This is a genomic window from Rhodopila sp. (assembly GCF_035548235.1).
In the GTDB taxonomy this organism is placed as follows: domain Bacteria; phylum Pseudomonadota; class Alphaproteobacteria; order Acetobacterales; family Acetobacteraceae; genus Rhodopila.
Genome location: NZ_DASZTJ010000298.1, coordinates 1 through 15,201 on the forward strand (window position 1 = coordinate 1; position 15,201 = coordinate 15,201).

General features: G+C 66.9%; 16 protein-coding genes, 1 tRNA gene and 1 pseudogene. 14 read left to right on the top strand and 4 right to left on the bottom strand.

The window, feature by feature from the left end; all coding sequences use genetic code 11:
- Both VHB27_RS24305 and VHB27_RS24310 read right to left on the bottom strand, forming a co-directional pair.
- Positions 1 to 571 (bottom strand): annotated as a pseudogene (locus VHB27_RS24305) (FAD synthetase family protein); the annotation flags it as partial.
- Positions 571 to 993, bottom strand: coding sequence for a MaoC family dehydratase (locus VHB27_RS24310; protein ID WP_325605531.1), 423 nt, complete (start codon positions 991 to 993; stop codon positions 571 to 573). The pseudogene VHB27_RS24305 and the gene VHB27_RS24310, both read right to left, overlap by 1 nt.
- A 133-nt stretch (positions 994 to 1,126) precedes the next feature.
- On the opposite strand from VHB27_RS24310, the gene VHB27_RS24315 reads away from it, so the two are divergent.
- Positions 1,127 to 2,257: a M20 family metallopeptidase gene (locus tag VHB27_RS24315; RefSeq protein ID WP_325605533.1), complete on the top strand. Its 1,131-nt coding sequence runs from the start codon at positions 1,127 to 1,129 to the stop codon at positions 2,255 to 2,257.
- Between the two features lie 44 nt (positions 2,258 to 2,301).
- Here the strand turns inward: VHB27_RS24315 and VHB27_RS24320 are convergent, their stop codons facing one another.
- A complete protein-coding gene (locus tag VHB27_RS24320) occupies positions 2,302 to 2,973 on the bottom strand; it encodes a TetR/AcrR family transcriptional regulator (RefSeq protein ID WP_325605535.1) in 672 nt (223 codons plus the stop codon).
- A gap of 92 nt (positions 2,974 to 3,065) precedes the next feature.
- Here VHB27_RS24320 and VHB27_RS24325 point away from each other — a divergent pair, with 92 nt between their 5' ends.
- A complete protein-coding gene (locus VHB27_RS24325; protein ID WP_325605537.1) occupies positions 3,066 to 4,199 on the top strand; it encodes an HlyD family secretion protein in 1,134 nt (377 codons plus the stop codon).
- Positions 4,200 to 4,225: 26 nt separating this feature from the next.
- Positions 4,226 to 5,821: a DHA2 family efflux MFS transporter permease subunit gene (locus VHB27_RS24330; RefSeq protein WP_325605539.1), complete on the top strand. Its 1,596-nt coding sequence runs from the start codon at positions 4,226 to 4,228 to the stop codon at positions 5,819 to 5,821.
- Between the two features lie 134 nt (positions 5,822 to 5,955).
- Here VHB27_RS24330 and VHB27_RS24335 read toward each other — a convergent pair whose 3' ends face one another.
- Positions 5,956 to 7,533: an ABC transporter substrate-binding protein gene (locus VHB27_RS24335; protein WP_325605541.1), complete on the bottom strand. Its 1,578-nt coding sequence runs from the start codon at positions 7,531 to 7,533 to the stop codon at positions 5,956 to 5,958.
- A gap of 85 nt (positions 7,534 to 7,618) precedes the next feature.
- On the opposite strand from VHB27_RS24335, the gene VHB27_RS24340 reads away from it, so the two are divergent.
- The 11 genes from VHB27_RS24340 (at position 7,619) to VHB27_RS24390 (ending at position 15,131) form a co-directional block, all read left to right on the top strand.
- The gene (locus VHB27_RS24340) at positions 7,619 to 8,251 is read left to right on the top strand and encodes a nicotinamidase (RefSeq protein ID WP_325605543.1); all 633 of its coding nucleotides are present in this window, start codon (positions 7,619 to 7,621) and stop codon (positions 8,249 to 8,251) included.
- A gap of 19 nt (positions 8,252 to 8,270) precedes the next feature.
- Positions 8,271 to 8,759 carry a DUF2147 domain-containing protein gene (locus tag VHB27_RS24345; RefSeq protein WP_325605545.1) on the top strand — a complete coding sequence of 163 codons (489 nt, stop codon included), beginning with the start codon at positions 8,271 to 8,273 and terminating at the stop codon, positions 8,757 to 8,759.
- 94 nt (positions 8,760 to 8,853) lie between these two features.
- Positions 8,854 to 10,143, top strand: coding sequence for a histidinol dehydrogenase (hisD, locus tag VHB27_RS24350; protein WP_325605547.1), 1,290 nt, complete (start codon positions 8,854 to 8,856; stop codon positions 10,141 to 10,143).
- Positions 10,140 to 11,126 (top strand): DUF2891 domain-containing protein, encoded by a 987-nt coding sequence (locus VHB27_RS24355; RefSeq protein ID WP_325605550.1) that lies wholly within the window; start codon positions 10,140 to 10,142, stop codon positions 11,124 to 11,126. The genes hisD and VHB27_RS24355 overlap by 4 nt, the downstream gene beginning before the upstream one ends.
- A 71-nt stretch (positions 11,127 to 11,197) precedes the next feature.
- The gene (infA, locus tag VHB27_RS24360; protein WP_011631737.1) at positions 11,198 to 11,416 is read left to right on the top strand and encodes a translation initiation factor IF-1; all 219 of its coding nucleotides are present in this window, start codon (positions 11,198 to 11,200) and stop codon (positions 11,414 to 11,416) included.
- Between the two features lie 19 nt (positions 11,417 to 11,435).
- Positions 11,436 to 12,011, top strand: a complete 576-nt coding sequence (locus VHB27_RS24365; RefSeq protein ID WP_325605558.1) for a Maf family protein — start codon at positions 11,436 to 11,438, stop codon at positions 12,009 to 12,011.
- Complete coding sequence (locus tag VHB27_RS24370; RefSeq protein WP_325605560.1) at positions 12,008 to 13,108, top strand: ribonuclease E/G; 1,101 nt, start codon at positions 12,008 to 12,010, stop codon at positions 13,106 to 13,108. Before VHB27_RS24365 ends, VHB27_RS24370 begins: the two co-directional genes overlap by 4 nt.
- The gene (gene yacG, locus VHB27_RS24375; RefSeq protein ID WP_325605562.1) at positions 13,101 to 13,283 is read left to right on the top strand and encodes a DNA gyrase inhibitor YacG; all 183 of its coding nucleotides are present in this window, start codon (positions 13,101 to 13,103) and stop codon (positions 13,281 to 13,283) included. The genes VHB27_RS24370 and yacG overlap by 8 nt, the downstream gene beginning before the upstream one ends.
- Positions 13,284 to 13,346: 63 nt before the next feature.
- Positions 13,347 to 13,422, top strand: a tRNA-Phe gene (locus tag VHB27_RS24380).
- A 555-nt stretch (positions 13,423 to 13,977) separates the two neighbouring features.
- Positions 13,978 to 14,154, top strand: a complete 177-nt coding sequence (locus tag VHB27_RS24385) for a hypothetical protein (protein WP_325605564.1) — start codon at positions 13,978 to 13,980, stop codon at positions 14,152 to 14,154.
- 281 nt (positions 14,155 to 14,435) lie between these two features.
- Positions 14,436 to 15,131 carry a response regulator transcription factor gene (locus VHB27_RS24390; RefSeq protein WP_325605566.1) on the top strand — a complete coding sequence of 232 codons (696 nt, stop codon included), beginning with the start codon at positions 14,436 to 14,438 and terminating at the stop codon, positions 15,129 to 15,131.
- Positions 15,132 to 15,201 lie beyond the last annotated feature (70 nt).

The window sequence follows — 15,201 nt, forward strand, 5'->3', positions numbered from 1 at the left end:
TCCCCCGGATCGCCCAAGGCCGACCCAGGTCCGCCGTCGCCCGCTCGGGATAGCCGTCCTGCAGCACGCGCCGGATCCGGGTGGAGGACAGCGGGCCCCCCTCATCCGTCACCGGCGAAACCAAAGTCAGTCCCATGCCCAGCGTCTCTGCCCGCCCGGCAAGGAAGCCTGTATTGCCGCCGCGCCGATGACCAAAGGCGAAATCCTGGCCGGAGACCAGGTGCCGCGCGCCGATGCCGCGATGCAGGACGCCGCCGACGAAATAGTCGGCGGTCATCAGGCTGAATTCGTGGTTGAACGGCAGCTCATACAGGATGTCGACGCCCAACGCGGCCAGGGCGTCGGCGCGTTCGGCTGCCAGCGTCAGGCGGAATGGCGGGTCGTCGGGGCGGAAGACCTCGCGCGGATGCGGCTCGAAGGTCAGCACCGCCAGCGGTGCATCAGGACGCGCCGTGTGGGCGCCGCGGATGACCGCCGCATGGCCCCGGTGCACGCCGTCGAAATTGCCCAGCGCGACCGTGGCGCCGCGCGCGTCCGCGGGAATGTCCCGCCAGTCACGGAAGATACGCATCAGCCGCGCGAGGGCACCAGGACACAGGCTTCACCGTCGATCACGACCACCTCCTTCACCAGGCATTGGGTGCGCAGAGTGGCGCGCTTCTTGTCGGGATTCAAACCCGTGATCTCCACGATGGCAGTGACCGTCTCGCCGGGCCGGACCGGCCCTTTGAACACCAGGTTCTGGCTGACATAAATCGAGCCGGGACCAGGCAGCCGCGTGCCCAGGACAGCCGAGATCAGCGAGCCCGACAGCATCCCATGCGCGATTCGCCCGCCGAAGCGCGATCGTTCGGCGGCTTCCTGGTTCATATGGAGCGGATTGGTGTCCATGCTGACCGCCGAGAACATCAGGATGTCGGCCTCGGTGATCGTCTTGCCCATGCGGGCACTCTGGCCAATTTGAAGGTCCTCGAAGAACAGCCCTGCCGTCATGCGTCCTCTCCGCTCGGGTGCCAGCCGGGTTGGCCCCGCGCCCATTTCATGTACGCTCGGTATTCTCGACGTCAGGGCCGCCGATCAAGTCGGCCGTAGCAGCTTCGAACCGTTTGCACAAAGGATTGACCGCATGCCGTCAGTGGAGGTTGGGACATCGGAGGACCTGCTCGCGGAGTTGGCCACCTGGGTCAGGCTGGAGACCCCGACGACCGACCCCGCCGCGGTGAACCGCCTGGCCGACCTCGCCGAAGCCGGGCTGCGCCGGGCCGGCGCCGATGTCACCCGGATCCCCGGCCGCGACGGCTATGGCGATAACCTGATCGCCCGCACGCCGGAGGCGTCGGACCGGAAGCCGATCCTGATCGCCGGTCATCTCGACACGGTCTGGTCGCACGGCACGCTGACGCAGATGCCCTATCGCATCGACGGGGCGAAGGCGCATGGCCCGGGCATCTACGACATGAAGGCCGGCAGCTTCCTGGCCTTCCACGCCATGCGCTGCCTGCTGACGCAGGGTGTCGCGACGCCTCGGCCGATCACCCTGCTGCTGACCCCGGACGAGGAAGTCGGCAGCCCCACGAGCCGCCGGCTGATCGAGCAGGAGGCCGCGCAAGCCGCCTATGTCCTGATCCCCGAACCGGCCGGCGCCGGCGGGGCCTGCGTCACCGCGCGCAAGGGCGTCGGCCGCTTCACCCTGCGCGTGGAAGGTCGCGGCGCCCATTCCGGCAGCGCGTTCGAGGACGGTGCCTCGGCCATCGTCGAATTGTCCCACCAGGTCCTGGCGCTGCATCGGATGGTGGATATCGAGCGCGGGATCACCGTCAACGCCGCCCCGGTCTGGGGGGGATCGCGGCCGAACGTGATCTCCCCCGACGCGGGCTGCGAGATCGACCTGCGCGTCTCCACCGCCGAGGACGGCGCTGCCATGGAGGCGCGGATTCTCGGTCTGATGCCGAAGACAGCCGGCTGCCGGGTGTTCGTGGAGGGTGGGATGAACCGCCCGCCCTATACCGAGACGGCGGGCATCGCGGCGCTGTATGGCCGCGCGCAGGCGGTGGCGCAGCAGGTGGGGCTGGCGCTGCCGAAACAGTCGCGCGGCGGCGGATCAGACGGCAATTTCTCCGCCGCGCTCGGCGTGCCGACGCTTGACGGCCTCGGCTGCCCGGGCGCCGGCGCGCATGCGAGCCACGAGCACATCCTGTGGCAGCATCTGGCGCAGCGGGCGGGGCTGATCGCCGGGCTTCTGGAGACGTTGGGATAGCAACGTCTTCCTGGTGACGGGCGAGGCCTCGCCCCCGGTGGCGCTCAACCCTTGTCCGCACCGGCCGCAAGGCACCCGCCCAGGAACCGCGCCGCGCAGGCCCTGGCCCGCGCGGCGATCTCCGCCGCAGTCGGCGGAGGGGCCCGGCGGAGCATGGCGGCGCGCTGGGGTTCCAGGATCATCATCCCGCGCAGCATCTCCGCCGCCAGCCGTGTGTCCTCCAGCCGGATCAGCCCCGCCCGGCATTGACGGTCGAGCCAGGCCGCCATCGCGTCCGTCGTGGGGATGATCGCCTCCTCATAGAAGGTCCTGGCGATTTCGGGGAACCGCCCGCTCTCGCTCAGCACCAGGCGGTAGACGTCCAGCACGTCGGCCGAAAGCGTCAGGGTCGCGAACTGGGTCAGCAGGCGTTCGAGCCCCGCCTGCACGCCGTCCGCGCAGTCGTCGACATGGTCGGCCCCCAGCACGAAGTCGCGGGTCCGCGCCGCGATGACGCGACGAAGCAGGTCCGCTTTCGTGGGCACCAGCCGATACAGCGTCTTGGTGGACACGCCGGCCTGCTGGGCGACTCTGCTCATGCCCGCGCCGGCATAGCCGTCGGCGCGGAAGACCTGGCTCGCAGCGTCGAGGATCAGGCGCAGCGTGTCTTCGTCGGAGCGCACCGGCGGGCGGCCGGGGCCTCGGCGGGGGATTTCACCATTTCCGGAATGACTCATTTTCCAAATTCGCCTTTGACACCAGCCAGTGTGGCGTTAATTTAGAAAATAAGAATTTTCCTTAATCAAGGCAAGCGCCTTCGGAGCCCGCAATGTCTCACATCGAAGCCAGTCCCGCCGCCCTTCCCCCGGCGTCCGTCTCGACCCCGAACATCGCGGTGCCGGCGACGCAAGGGCGCACGAAGCTGAACCCGAAAAAGGCCCTGCTGGCCGGGGCGGGCATCCTGGCGCTGGCGGCCGGCGCGTATTTCGGCACCGAGTATTGGACGGTCGGGCGCTTCCAGGTCTCCACCGACGACGCCTATGTCCAGGCAGACAACACGACGATCGCACCGAAGGTCTCGGGCTATCTGTCGGCGGTGCTGGTCGGCGACAACCAGCCGGTGAAGGCCGGGCAGGTCCTCGCGCGGATCGACCCGAGGGACTTCGCCGTCGCGCTGGAGCAAGCCAGGGCCGACGTCGCAGCGGCGCGCGCCACCGTGGCCAACAAGCAGGCTGCGCTGGCGGCGCAGCAATCAGTGATCGAGGGGGCCAAGGCGACGATCGCGGTAGATGCCGCCAACGAGACCTTTGCGAAGCAGGACAGTCGCCGCTATGCGACGCTGGCGGCGGACGGATGGGGCACGGTGCAGAAGGCGCAGGAAACCGCCTCCCGCATCGCCGCCGCGCAGGCCGCCGTGGATCGCGACACGGCGGCGCTGGCGAACGCAACGCGCCAGGTCGATGTGCTGACGGCCGAGGTCGCGCAGGCCGAGGCCGCTCTGTCGCATGCCCGGGCCGTCGAGGACCAGGCGGAGCTGAGCCTGTCGTATACCACCATCGTCGCGCCGGATGACGGCGTGGTCGGCAACCGCACCTTGCGCGTCGGCCAATATGTCCAGGCCGGCACGCAGCTGATGTCGGTCGTGCCGGCGGCGTCGGCCTATATCGTTGCCAACTACAAGGAAACGCAGCTCACCGACGTGCGCACGGGCCAGCCGGTCTCCATCTCGGTCGACATGTTCCCGGGTGAGGTGTTCCACGGGCACGTCGACAGCCTTGCGCCGGCCAGCGGGCAGGAATTCGCGCTGCTGCCGCCGGACAACGCCACCGGCAACTTCACCAAGGTGGTGCAGCGGATCCCCGTGAAGATCCTGCTCGACGACGACAATTCGCTTGGGGTCGTCCTGCGCCCCGGCATGTCCGTCTATCCGTCGATCGACACCAAGCCGGTCCGGAACGACTGAACCTTCGCGTCACGGGAGTGCGTGTCATGTCATCGCTCGCCGCCACAGCGGATACCGCCATCCGGGCCGAACCGTCCCCTGACCGGGTGCCGCTGTCGTCCTGGATCGCCGTCTATGCCAGCATGATCGGCGCCTTCATGGCGATCCTGAACATCCAGATCACCAACGCCTCCCTGCTGGATATCGAGGGCGGCATCGGCACCGGCGTCGACAACGGCGCCTGGATCTCCACGTCCTACCTGATCGGCGAGATCATCGTCATCCCGCTGACCGACTATCTCAGCCGGGTGTTTTCGTTTCGCCGCTATATGCTTGTGAACGCGGTGCTGTTTCCGCTGTTCTCGATCGCCTGCTCTTTCACCCACGACCTGGGGCAGATGATCGTGATGCGCGGGCTGCAAGGCTTCGCCGGCGGCATCCTGATCCCGATGGCCTTCACCATGGTACTGACCAGGCTGCCCAAGGCGAAGCAGCCGATCGGGCTGGCCGTGTTCGCGCTGGCGGTGACGTTCGCGCCCGCCATCGGCCCGACCATCGGCGGCTACCTGACGGAAAACTACGGCTGGCAGACGATCTTCTTCGTCAACACGCCGCCCAGCATCGTCATGGTCGTCGCCCTGGCCTTCACGCTGGAACGCACGCCGATGCAGCTTCGCCTGCTGAGGGAAGGCGACTGGGCCGGCATCGTCACGATGGCAATCGGCCTGGCCGCGCTGCAGACCGTGCTGGAGGAAGGCAACAAGGACGACTGGTTCTCCTCCCCGTTCATCCTGGACCTGGCGATCGTCGCGTTCGTGTTCCTGTCCGCCTTCATCGCGATCGAGCTGGCCGTGGCCAAGCCGCTGGTCAACCTGCGGCTGCTGAAGCGCCGCAACTTCGGCGTGGGCGTGACCGCCAACGTTCTGGTGGGGTTCGCGCTGTTCGGGTCGGTCTATGTGCTGCCGCAATACCTGGGCCAGGTGCAGAAGTACAACGCCGAACAGATCGGCAATGTCCTGGCCTGGACGGGCTTGCCGCAGCTTTTGCTGATCCCGCTGGTGCCGATGCTGATCAGGCGCTACGACGTGCGCGTGATCGCCGCGCTGGGCATCGCCATCTTCGCCGCAAGCTGCTTCATGAACGTCAACCTGTCGCTGGACTCGGCGGGCGATCAGTTCTGGCTGCCGAACATCGTCCGGGCGGTGGGGCAAGCGCTGGTGATCACGCCGGTGAGCGCGATCACGACAGGCGGCATCGCCCCCAGCGAGGCCGGGTCGGCCTCCGGCCTGTCGAACATGCTGCGCAACCTCGGCGGCGCGGTCGGCACGGCGACGCTGTCGACGGTGCTGACCCGACGCGAGCAGTTCCATTCCAACATCATCGGCCAGTCCGTCACCCTTTCCCGCGACGAGGTCCGCGCCCGGATCGACGGCCTGACGTCGTATTTCATGTCACGCGGCGTGGCGGACATCGCGACCGCGCGACACGAGGCGATCGTTGCGATCGGGAATATCGTGCGGCGCCAGGCGCTGATCATGGCGTTCAGCGACGCGTTCGCGGTGATCGGGGTGCTGCTGGTCGCTGCGTCGGCGACGGTGCTGGTGGCCCGGAAGGTGACGGCGTCGGGGGCCGGGGCGCATTGAGTGTGACCCCGCGTCATGGCCGCCGTCCCCGCTCCATGGCCTGCCTTGTGCCGGCCATCCACGACTTCATCACCGCTGGCACCGCAAGTCGTGGACGGCCGGGCCAAGCCCGGCCACGGCACGAAACGATGCCCCTACTTCACTTGGATAAATCGGAACGGGAAGAAATCATCCGCCGGCTGCGCCACCGACACGTTCTTCTTCGTCGCCCAGACGATCACCTGCTGGTGCAGCGGGATCGTCGGCAGGTCCTTCTGCAGGATCTCGATCGACTGGTTGATCAGCCCATCCCGCTTGGACTGGTCCGTTTCGACACCAATCTTCTCGATCAGATCATCCAGCGAGGGGTTGGAATACCCGCCGTCGTTGACCTCCCCCCGCTTGCCGTTGCGGGTGCCCAGCAGCGTGTAAAGCACGTTATGCGCGTCATAGGTCGCCGGCGTCCAGCCGAGCAGGAAGAAGTCCGTGTCGTAATTCGGCCCGTTGATCTTGGTGAAGAACTTGGTCTTGGTCTGCGCCAGCAGGTCGACCTTGATGCCAATGCGCGCGAGCATGGAGACGATCGCCGTGCAGATCTGCTCATCCATCACATAACGGTCGTTCGGGCAGTCCATCGTGACCTTGAAGCCGTCCGGATACCCCGCCTCCGCCAGCAACTGCTTCGCCTTCGCCGGGTCGGGCTTCGGCCGCACGTCCAGCGCCGCGTTATAGCCGTTGACCCCCTGCCCCCACATCTCCCAGGTCGGGTGCCCCAGGCCCAGCATCACGCGGCTGGTGATCGCCTGCTCGTCGATCGCCAGCGCCACCGCCTGCCGTACCCTGATGTCTCGCCAAGGGTTCTTGCCCTTGATGTCGGACGTCTTCAGTGCGTCGCGCGTAAAGTTGAAGCCGAGATAGATCGTCCGCAGCTCCGGCGTCTCCAGGATCTTCAAGTCAGGCGATGCCTTGATGCGTGCCATGTCCTGCGGCGGGACCGAGTAGATCATGTCCATCTCGCCCGACAGCAGCGCGGCCACGCGGGTCGGTGCGGAGGAGATGACGTTGAACTCCACCCGGTCGGCGTTGCCCTGCCGCTTGTCCCACCAGAGCGGGTTCGCCTCGACCACCGTCTTGCGATCCGGCTCGCGTGAAACCAGTTTATACGGACCGGTACCCATAGCGTAATGCAGCGCGTAATTGTCTTCCTTGCCGATGACAACCGGCTCAGTCGCATTATGCGCTTCGCACCATGCCTTCGACATGATCAGCAGGTTGGTCTGCTCCTGCAGGAAGATCGGGTCGGGAAGGAACGTCTCGAAATCCACCGTCAGGTCGTCGATCTTGCGCGCTTCCTTCACCACCGACATCGGCGCGCGCATGGAACTGTCCTTGGCCAGGATGCGCTTCAGGGTGAATATCACGTCATCGGCGGTGAAAGGCGAGCCGTCCTGCCACTTCACGCCGGGACGCAGGTGGAAGCGCCAGACGGTGGGCGAGATATGTTCCCACGACGTCGCCAGGGCCGGTTCCAGCCCCAGGGTACGGTTGCGGCGCACCAGGGGTTCGTAGATGTTGGCAAGGAAAGAGAGTTGCACCGTCTCCTGCCGCGTTGCCGGGTCCATGGCGTTGACATCGCCGTCATTCGCCCATCTGAACGTCGCCGCCCTGCCGGGGGTCGCCGCCATGGCTGAACAGAGCAGCAGGGCTGGTAGGGCGAATCGAAGCAGCTTCATGCAAAGGACCTCTGGCCTTACGGTGGATCGAAAACCAAGCAACGGACCCTATCCGGTTCGTTACAATTTGAACAGGGATTGAGATATGCCCGCGGACATTCTTGGCCTCGTCGACATTCAACCGACCTTCATGCCGGGAGGCGAGCTAGCCGTTCCCGGCGGCGATTTCATCGTTCCCCTTGTAAACGACCTGCTGGGCCGCTTTCCCCATGCCTTCGCGACGCAGGACTGGCACCCGACCGGCCATACGTCCTTCGCCAGCGCCCATCCGGGACGCGTGGCCTATGAAACGGTCGGCAGACCCTATGGCCCGCAAATCCTTTGGCCCGACCATGCCATCGCCGGTTCGGCCAACGCGGCGATCCACGCCGGCATCGACCAAAGCAGGATCGAGGTGATCATCCGCAAGGGGTTCCGCCCGGAACTGGACAGCTACTCGGCGTTTTTCGAGAACGACCGCGTGACGCCCACGGGCCTGGAGGGCTGGTTGAAGCAGCGCGGCTTCACCCGGCTGTTCCTGTGCGGGCTGGCGACCGATTTCTGCGTCGCCTGGTCGGCCGAGGACGCCCGCCGCCTGGGCTTCGAGGTCGTCGTCATCGAGGACGCCTGCCGGGGCATCGGCCTGCCGGACCCGGCAGGAGGCACCACGATCGACGCGGCTCGGCGACAGTTGACGGCGCTGGGCGTGCGGTTCACCACCTCGGACTCGCTGGACTGAGCGGGACGGCTGGCTCGTGATGCGTATCGGCCTGCCGCTGTCCGCGGCGTTCCTGGTCTGGCCTTTGCTGGCGCCGATCGCTTCGGCAAAGCCGCAATCCTCGCCGATCGGGTATTGGCAGACAAAGGATGACGGCGGCGTCGTGGAGGTCACGAGCTGCGGTGATGGATTGTGCGCGTACCTGGTCGGAATCGTACTGGACCATCCGGACGACAAGATGCCCACCGATTGGCGCGGCGTGTCCCAATGCGGCCTGGCGCTGATCAACGACGCCCGGCAGGTGGACGCCAATTTGTGGCGCGGCACGATCACGGATCCGCGCAACGGGCATGTCTATGGCGTGGAACTGCATGTCGACAGCCAGGGCCTGCTGGCGGTGCGGGGGTTCCTGGGCTTGGCGCTGCTGGGACGGACCGATTACTGGAAGCGCTTTCCCAGGGTGCCCCCAGCCGATTGCCGGATGACCCCGGCCCAGGCCGCCCAAGGGGGCGAGACCACGGGCGGGTGAGCGCCCCCCCAAGGGAGAGCCCTCCGACGAGTCCCCTTGAGGCGACGCGGCCAACCGGCATGACTCCACGGCCGGCATCCGCTAAGCCTGCGCCATGATCCGTCTCTCTACCGCCGCCCCCGACTTCCCCGCCCGCTTCGCCGCGCTGCTGGCGCAGGCGCGAGAGACCACGGAAACCGTCGATCACGCCGTCGCCGAGATCGTCGCCGCCGTCCGGGCGCGGGGCGACGAGGCGCTGATCGACTACACCGCGCGCTTCGACCGGCTGACCTTGACCGCCGACCGGCTGCGCATCGGCGTGGCGGAGATCGACGCCGCGACTGCCTCCATTTCCGCCGAACTGACGGAAGCACTGGACCTGGCGGCGACGCGCATCGAGGCGTTCCACCGCGCGCAGCTTCCGCAGGACCTGAAGACGACCGATGCCGTGGGCGTCACCATGGGCATGCGCTGGACCGCCTTGGACGCGGTCGGCATTTATGTGCCGGGCGGCAAGGCGGCCTATCCGTCCTCGGTGCTGATGAACGCGATCCCAGCCCGAGTGGCGGGCGTCGAGCGGATCGCGATGTGCGTGCCGAGCCCGGGGGGCGTGCTGAACCCGCTGGTGCTGGCGGCAGCGCGCCGGGCCGGCGTGACCGAGGTCTATCGCGTCGGCGGGGCGCAGGCGGTGGCGGCCCTGGCCTATGGGACGGCGTCGATCGCGCCGGTGGACCGTATCGTCGGTCCCGGCAACGCCTATGTCGCCGAGGCCAAGCGCCAAGTCTTCGGCCGCGTCGGCATCGATGGCGTCGCCGGTCCGTCGGAGGTCGTCGTTGTCGCGGACCGGGACAACGACCCGCGCCGCATCGCCGTCGACCTGCTGGCCCAGGCCGAACATGACGAGGCGGCGCAGTCGATCCTGATCACCGACGACGCCGGCTTCGCGGATGCGGTGGCCGCCGCGGTCGCCGCCGAACTGCCTACCCTTCCTCGCGCTGCCATCGCCGGCGCGAGTTGGGAGACGCACGGCGCCGTCATCCTGGTGCGCAATTGGGAGGAAGCCGCGGGGCTGGTGAACCGGCTCGCCCCCGAACACCTGCAACTGATGCTGCGGGACCCGGAGGCGCTGTTTAGCCAGGTGCGTCACGCCGGTGCCGCGTTCCTGGGTGGATTCTGTCCGGAGGCGGTGGGCGACTATATCGCCGGCCCCAACCACGTGCTGCCGACGGGGCGGACGGCTCGGTTTGCGTCCGGGCTGTCGGTCTATGACTTCCTCAAGCGGACGACCTATGTCTCGGCCACGCCGGAGGCGCTGGCCGCGATCGGGCCGGCCGCCGTCGCGCTGGCGGAGGCCGAAGGCTTGCAGGCCCATGCCCGCAGCATCGCCCTGCGTCTTGGCGGATGACGTCGCTGGTCGGGATGACGCCTGAACAGGCTTCGGGCTTTGCGCGATTGGCGCTGGGTCACGTGACGCGCGAATACCCGAACAAGCTCGACCACGTGCTCGCCGGTCCGGAGGACGCGCGGACGCCACGCGCCCTGCATCCGATCTTCTACGGCAGTTTCGACTGGCATTCCTGCGTGCATGCCTGGTGGATGCTGGCACATATCCTGCGGCGCTTCCCCGCCATCCCGGAGGCGCCGGCGATCCGCGCCCTATTCGATTCGCACCTGACCCCGGCCAACATCAACGCCGAGGCCGCCTATCTGGATCGTCCGACGGCGCGGGGGTTCGAACGGCCCTATGGCTGGGCCTGGTTCCTGATGCTGGCGGCAGAGCTTCGGTCGCATGCTCCGTTGTCCGCCCCTTGGTCTTCTGCCTTGGCGCCGCTGACCCAACGGTTCATCGCCCGGTTTCTCGCATTCCTGCCGCTCGCGACCTATCCGATCCGCGCCGGGGTGCATACGAACACGGCGTTCGCCGTGCGGCTGGCGCTGGAATATCCGGACGAGGCGCTGCGGGCGGCACTGACCGCCGCCGCGCGCCGCTGGTACGCCGACGACCGCGACTGCCAGGCCTGGGAACCAGGCGGGGACGAGTTCCTCTCGCCCGCATTGATCGAGGCCGAATGCCTGCGGGCCATCCTGCCGGAGCCGGAATTCCATGCCTGGTTTTCCGCCTTTCTGCCCAGGTTGGCGCGGCGCGAGCCACGGACGCTGTTCGTCCCGGCCACGGTCAGCGACCGGAGCGACGGGAAGATCGCGCATCTGGATGGGTTGAACCTGAGCCGGGCATGGTGCTGGCGATCGCTGGCGCCGTTCACGCCGGAGCCCGCGGTGGCACGCGCCGCCGCCGAGGCCCATATCGCAACCAGCCTGCCCCATGTCGGGGGCGACTATATGGGTGAACACTGGCTCGCCAGTTTCGCTGCCCTGGCGCTGGGATGAAGCCGGAATGGCTTGACCTTGACATCCGCCGTCATCATGTTCCCGCCGAATCAACCAATAGACGGGGTCTGATGTCGAAAGAAGATATGATCGAATTCAGTGGGACGGTGATGGAGCTTCTGCCCAACGCCATGTTCCGCGTTAAGCTGGACAACGAGCATTCGATCCTGGCTCATACCAGCGGCAAGATGCGCAAGAACCGTATCCGCGTGCTCGCGGGCGACCGGGTGAACGTCGAGATGACGCCGTACGACCTGACCAAAGGTCGCATCACGTTCCGCTTCAAGTAGACGCCGGTGCGCTGAGCGGGTGTCCCCGCTACCGTTGATCCTGGCGTCCTCCAGCCCACGGCGCCTGACGCTGCTCGGGCAGATCGGCATCGTGCCGGTCCAGGTTCTGTCCCCCGACATCGATGAGACCCCAAGGCGCGGGGAATTGCCTCGGCCCTATGCCGCGCGCATGGCGCTTGCGAAGGCGGCGGCCCTGCCCTCGCCCGATCACCTGGTGCTGGCGGCCGACACCGTGGTCGCCGCCGGTCGCCGCATCCTGCCCAAGGCGGAGACGGCGGTGCAGGTCGTCGAGTCGCTGCGCCTGCTGTCCGGGCGGCGCCACCGCGTTCTGACCGCCATTGCCCTGGCGGCGCCTGGGCGCGCCATGCAGCATCGGCTGGTCGAGAGCGTCGTCACCTTCAATCGCCTGACGGAAACGCAAATCGCCCGCTATGCCGACACCGGCGAAGGCATCGGCAAGGCCGGCGGCTATGCGATCAACGGCCACGCCGCATCGTTCATCCGCTTTCTGTCCGGGAGCTATTCCGGCGTGGTCGGCCTGCCGCTGTTCGAGACCGCGCAACTGCTGCGCGGCCATGGCTGGGATTTGCCGTGACCCTGCCCGTCCCGCCACCCGTGCCCTTGGCGATCCGCGTCGCCACCAGCCCCGGTGAGGCCCATGTCGCCGTGGTGCGTGAGGATACCCTGATCGATTACGCGCTGTGGCGGCCCGGTGCACCCGACGGGGTAGGCGATATCGTGATCGGCCGCGTCTCCGCCGTGATGCCGGCCATGGCCGGCGCGTTCCTGGCGCTGCCCGACGCCGAAGGCTTCCTGCCCGACAGCGAGGGTGCCAAGGGTCTGAGCGTCGGGTCGGTGCTGCCGGTACGCATCATCCGGTCCGCCCAGGGCGGCAAGGGCCCGCGACTCAGCGCCCGGTTGCCGCCGGACGCCCAGCCCCGACCGGGGCCGAACCCGGTGGAACGGATGGCGGTACGCTACCCCGGGGCTTTGGTCCTGACAGACGACCACGCGATGGCTGCGTCCCTGGGGCGCGGCGTTCGCGTGGTCCCGGATGTGCTGGACGAACCAATCCTGGAGGCGATCGAGGCGCTGGGCCGGCCGGTGGTCGAAATCCCCGGCGGTGGCCGGCTGTCGATCTGGCCAACACCGGCGCTGGTGGCGATCGACGTGGACAGCGCCGGGACGGTGGACAGAGGCTTCGGGTCCGCCCAGCACCGCCACACCGCGTTCAACAGAGCGCTGCTGCCTGCACTGGCCGCGCAGATCCGGCTGCGGGACTTGTCGGGGGCCATCGTGGTCGATCTGGCCGGGATGCCGGCGAAACGGCGGTCCCTCCTGGGCGCGGACATCGTCACCGCACTGGCCGAGGACCGGCTGAACCCGAGGTTTCTGGGCTTCACCGCTTTGGGCTTGGCCGAGATCGTGCGGCCGCGGGTTCACCTGCCATTGCACGAGTTGCTATCCTCCCCTCTCGCGGCTGGATTGGCGGGACTGCGGGCCGTGCTGGCGGGGGGTGGCGGCACGAATCCACGGGCCATGCCGGCCCTTCGGGCACATCCGGCCGTGGTTGCCGCCCTGCGGGGCGATCCCGTGGCGCTGGCTGACTTCACGCGGCGGACCGGATGTGAGGTGACACTGCGGTCGGACCCGTCGATGGCGGACCGGACATGGAGATTGGACCATGGCTGATACCAGGACGAAATGCCCGATCTGTGGCCGGCCGGCTTCGGCGAAGAACCGGCCGTTCTGCTCGCCGCGCTGCCAGGAGGTCGATCTCGGCCGCTGGCTGACCGGGGCGTACCGCATTCCCGGGCCGCCGGCGGAATTGGACGAGGACCCGCCGCCTTCGACGGATGCCGCGTGAAAGCGGCTTGATCGCGGCGCGGGCATGGTCTAAGCACGCGCCTCCCGACCGAGACGTCGCCGTGCCCAGGTAGCTCAGTTGGTAGAGCATGCGACTGAAAATCGCAGTGTCGGTGGTTCGATTCCGCCCCTGGGCACCATCACACGTCACGTCAACGCCCGCCGAGATCGGGACCAGCCGCTGACCGGCACTCGGCCATTATTTCAGCGACGCGACCATCGTTTGATGACCGGTTGCCATGACAAAGGGACCAGCGCGTCCCGATTGCTGCGGTCCGCGCGAGGTGGAACAGCACAGAGTCCGGCGCCGTTGACGGACCCCTTCCCGGCCTCAATCGTGCGACCCGCCCCTGGGGCGATGACTGGGCCACATTGACTGGGCCACAGAGTGCCGTGCCTTCCCGACGCCAACGCTCTTCCGTGCATGGCGGCTTGGAGACCCACCCCAAAGGAAAAGCGGCCCGGACAAAAATCCAGGCCGCCACAAAATCCTCAAATTCCTAATTCAACTCGTCAATGCGGTTCCGCCAAACCGTCCGGCGGGTGACAGGCTTATAGCGGCTTATCGCTACCCATGCAAGCATGAACTCATAGTATTTCTACTTATAGTAGCATCACGGTTCGTGCGGAGATGTGGCCGAACCTTCTTGTCGTAGGTCTCGAACATCGCGATCCCATGCCCCGGAAGGACAAGGATGCTCGCCGTCGGTTGCCTGATCCCGTTTGCCACGCTGGCGTTCGGCGCCGTCTTGGGCAGCTATTTCGGCGCCGTCCACGGCGGCTATTGGGGAGCGGGCATCGGTCTCGGTGTGGGCGTCGTCGGCGCCGTGGGCAGCGTCGTCATCTTGGACCGCGTCCGTGCCGGCGACTGAAACCGCCCCGCCGTGGTTCCGGTATGACCATCGAACTGACGACGCTCAGGAAGACTCTTCCTCGCGAGGGCGAACTGGCCGTGGGACGCTGAAGCTTTCTCGACCGGCGATCGATGATGCCCCTTCATCCTGGATTCCAGGAACGACGGATGCCCTCTCTTTCTCATCCGTCCACTCCAACGGGCCCAGCCATCCGTATCGTCTACAAATTGATATAAAAATAAAACTTTACAAGTTGGTAATTTTACAGAAATACTATCGAGAGTTGTTTTGAGGCCGATATGCACATCCTTCTAGTCGAAGAGGCCCGGAATTCCGCGTCTTCCTATCTCGACGACGACCGGGCTGTCGTCCTCTGCGCCGAGGATGTCGCTGAAGCCATGACCCTGCTCCGAACCAATCGCTTCGATGCCGTCGTCCTCAATCTGGGGTCCCGTCCCTGGGAGGCCTTCCGGCTCATTCGCAGGATGCGCGCAAGTGGCGATGCGACGCCGATCCTTGCTTTGCCGGGCGTCAAGTCCGGTGATCGCGGCAATGCGCTCGCGTTCGGAGCCGACGACGCGGCCTGCCTCTCCGTGACGCGCAAGGCGTTCTGGGAGCGGCTTGCCAATCTCTGCCGCCCAGGGCTGGAAGCATGCCACGATTGGCTCGAAATCGGTGACGTGAGGCTCTGCCTGGCAACGAGGCGGATGTTTGTGATCGACCGGGAGATCAGGCTCACCAGGATGGAATTCGACGTCGTGAGGAGCCTGATGCTCCGCAGAGGGTCCGTCGTCGCCAGGTCGGCGCTGCTGGCGCAGCTCTACGAAGGGCGCCCTCAACCCGATCCGAAGGTCCTCGATGTCGTCATGCGCCATGTCCGCAAAAAACTGGAACATGCCGGCGTGAGGAACATGATCGGCACCGTCTGGGGCCACGGATTCGTCATCACCAACGTCAACCGTACCGAGGTCATGGAGGAACGCCTGGCGGCGTGAGCCGATCCGGGGCTGCGGCCGCCCGGGACAACCTTGGAAGGCCCATGAATGGCGGTGGCAGGAACCAGGT

What these genes read in the sequence shown, in the direction of transcription:
- VHB27_RS24310 (WP_325605531.1), bottom strand. Translation starts at nt 993, where the DNA reads ATGACGGCAGGGCTGTTCTTCGAGGACCTTCAAATTGGCCAGAGTGCC.
- VHB27_RS24315 (WP_325605533.1), top strand. Translation starts at nt 1,127, where the DNA reads ATGCCGTCAGTGGAGGTTGGGACATCGGAGGACCTGCTCGCGGAGTTG.
- VHB27_RS24320 (WP_325605535.1), bottom strand. Translation starts at nt 2,973, where the DNA reads ATGAGTCATTCCGGAAATGGTGAAATCCCCCGCCGAGGCCCCGGCCGC.
- VHB27_RS24325 (WP_325605537.1), top strand. Translation starts at nt 3,066, where the DNA reads ATGTCTCACATCGAAGCCAGTCCCGCCGCCCTTCCCCCGGCGTCCGTC.
- VHB27_RS24330 (WP_325605539.1), top strand. Translation starts at nt 4,226, where the DNA reads ATGTCATCGCTCGCCGCCACAGCGGATACCGCCATCCGGGCCGAACCG.
- VHB27_RS24335 (WP_325605541.1), bottom strand. Translation starts at nt 7,533, where the DNA reads ATGAAGCTGCTTCGATTCGCCCTACCAGCCCTGCTGCTCTGTTCAGCC.
- VHB27_RS24340 (WP_325605543.1), top strand. Translation starts at nt 7,619, where the DNA reads ATGCCCGCGGACATTCTTGGCCTCGTCGACATTCAACCGACCTTCATG.
- VHB27_RS24345 (WP_325605545.1), top strand. Translation starts at nt 8,271, where the DNA reads ATGCGTATCGGCCTGCCGCTGTCCGCGGCGTTCCTGGTCTGGCCTTTG.
- hisD (WP_325605547.1), top strand. Translation starts at nt 8,854, where the DNA reads ATGATCCGTCTCTCTACCGCCGCCCCCGACTTCCCCGCCCGCTTCGCC.
- VHB27_RS24355 (WP_325605550.1), top strand. Translation starts at nt 10,140, where the DNA reads ATGACGTCGCTGGTCGGGATGACGCCTGAACAGGCTTCGGGCTTTGCG.
- infA (WP_011631737.1), top strand. Translation starts at nt 11,198, where the DNA reads ATGTCGAAAGAAGATATGATCGAATTCAGTGGGACGGTGATGGAGCTT.
- yacG (WP_325605562.1), top strand. Translation starts at nt 13,101, where the DNA reads ATGGCTGATACCAGGACGAAATGCCCGATCTGTGGCCGGCCGGCTTCG.
- VHB27_RS24385 (WP_325605564.1), top strand. Translation starts at nt 13,978, where the DNA reads ATGCTCGCCGTCGGTTGCCTGATCCCGTTTGCCACGCTGGCGTTCGGC.
- VHB27_RS24390 (WP_325605566.1), top strand. Translation starts at nt 14,436, where the DNA reads ATGCACATCCTTCTAGTCGAAGAGGCCCGGAATTCCGCGTCTTCCTAT.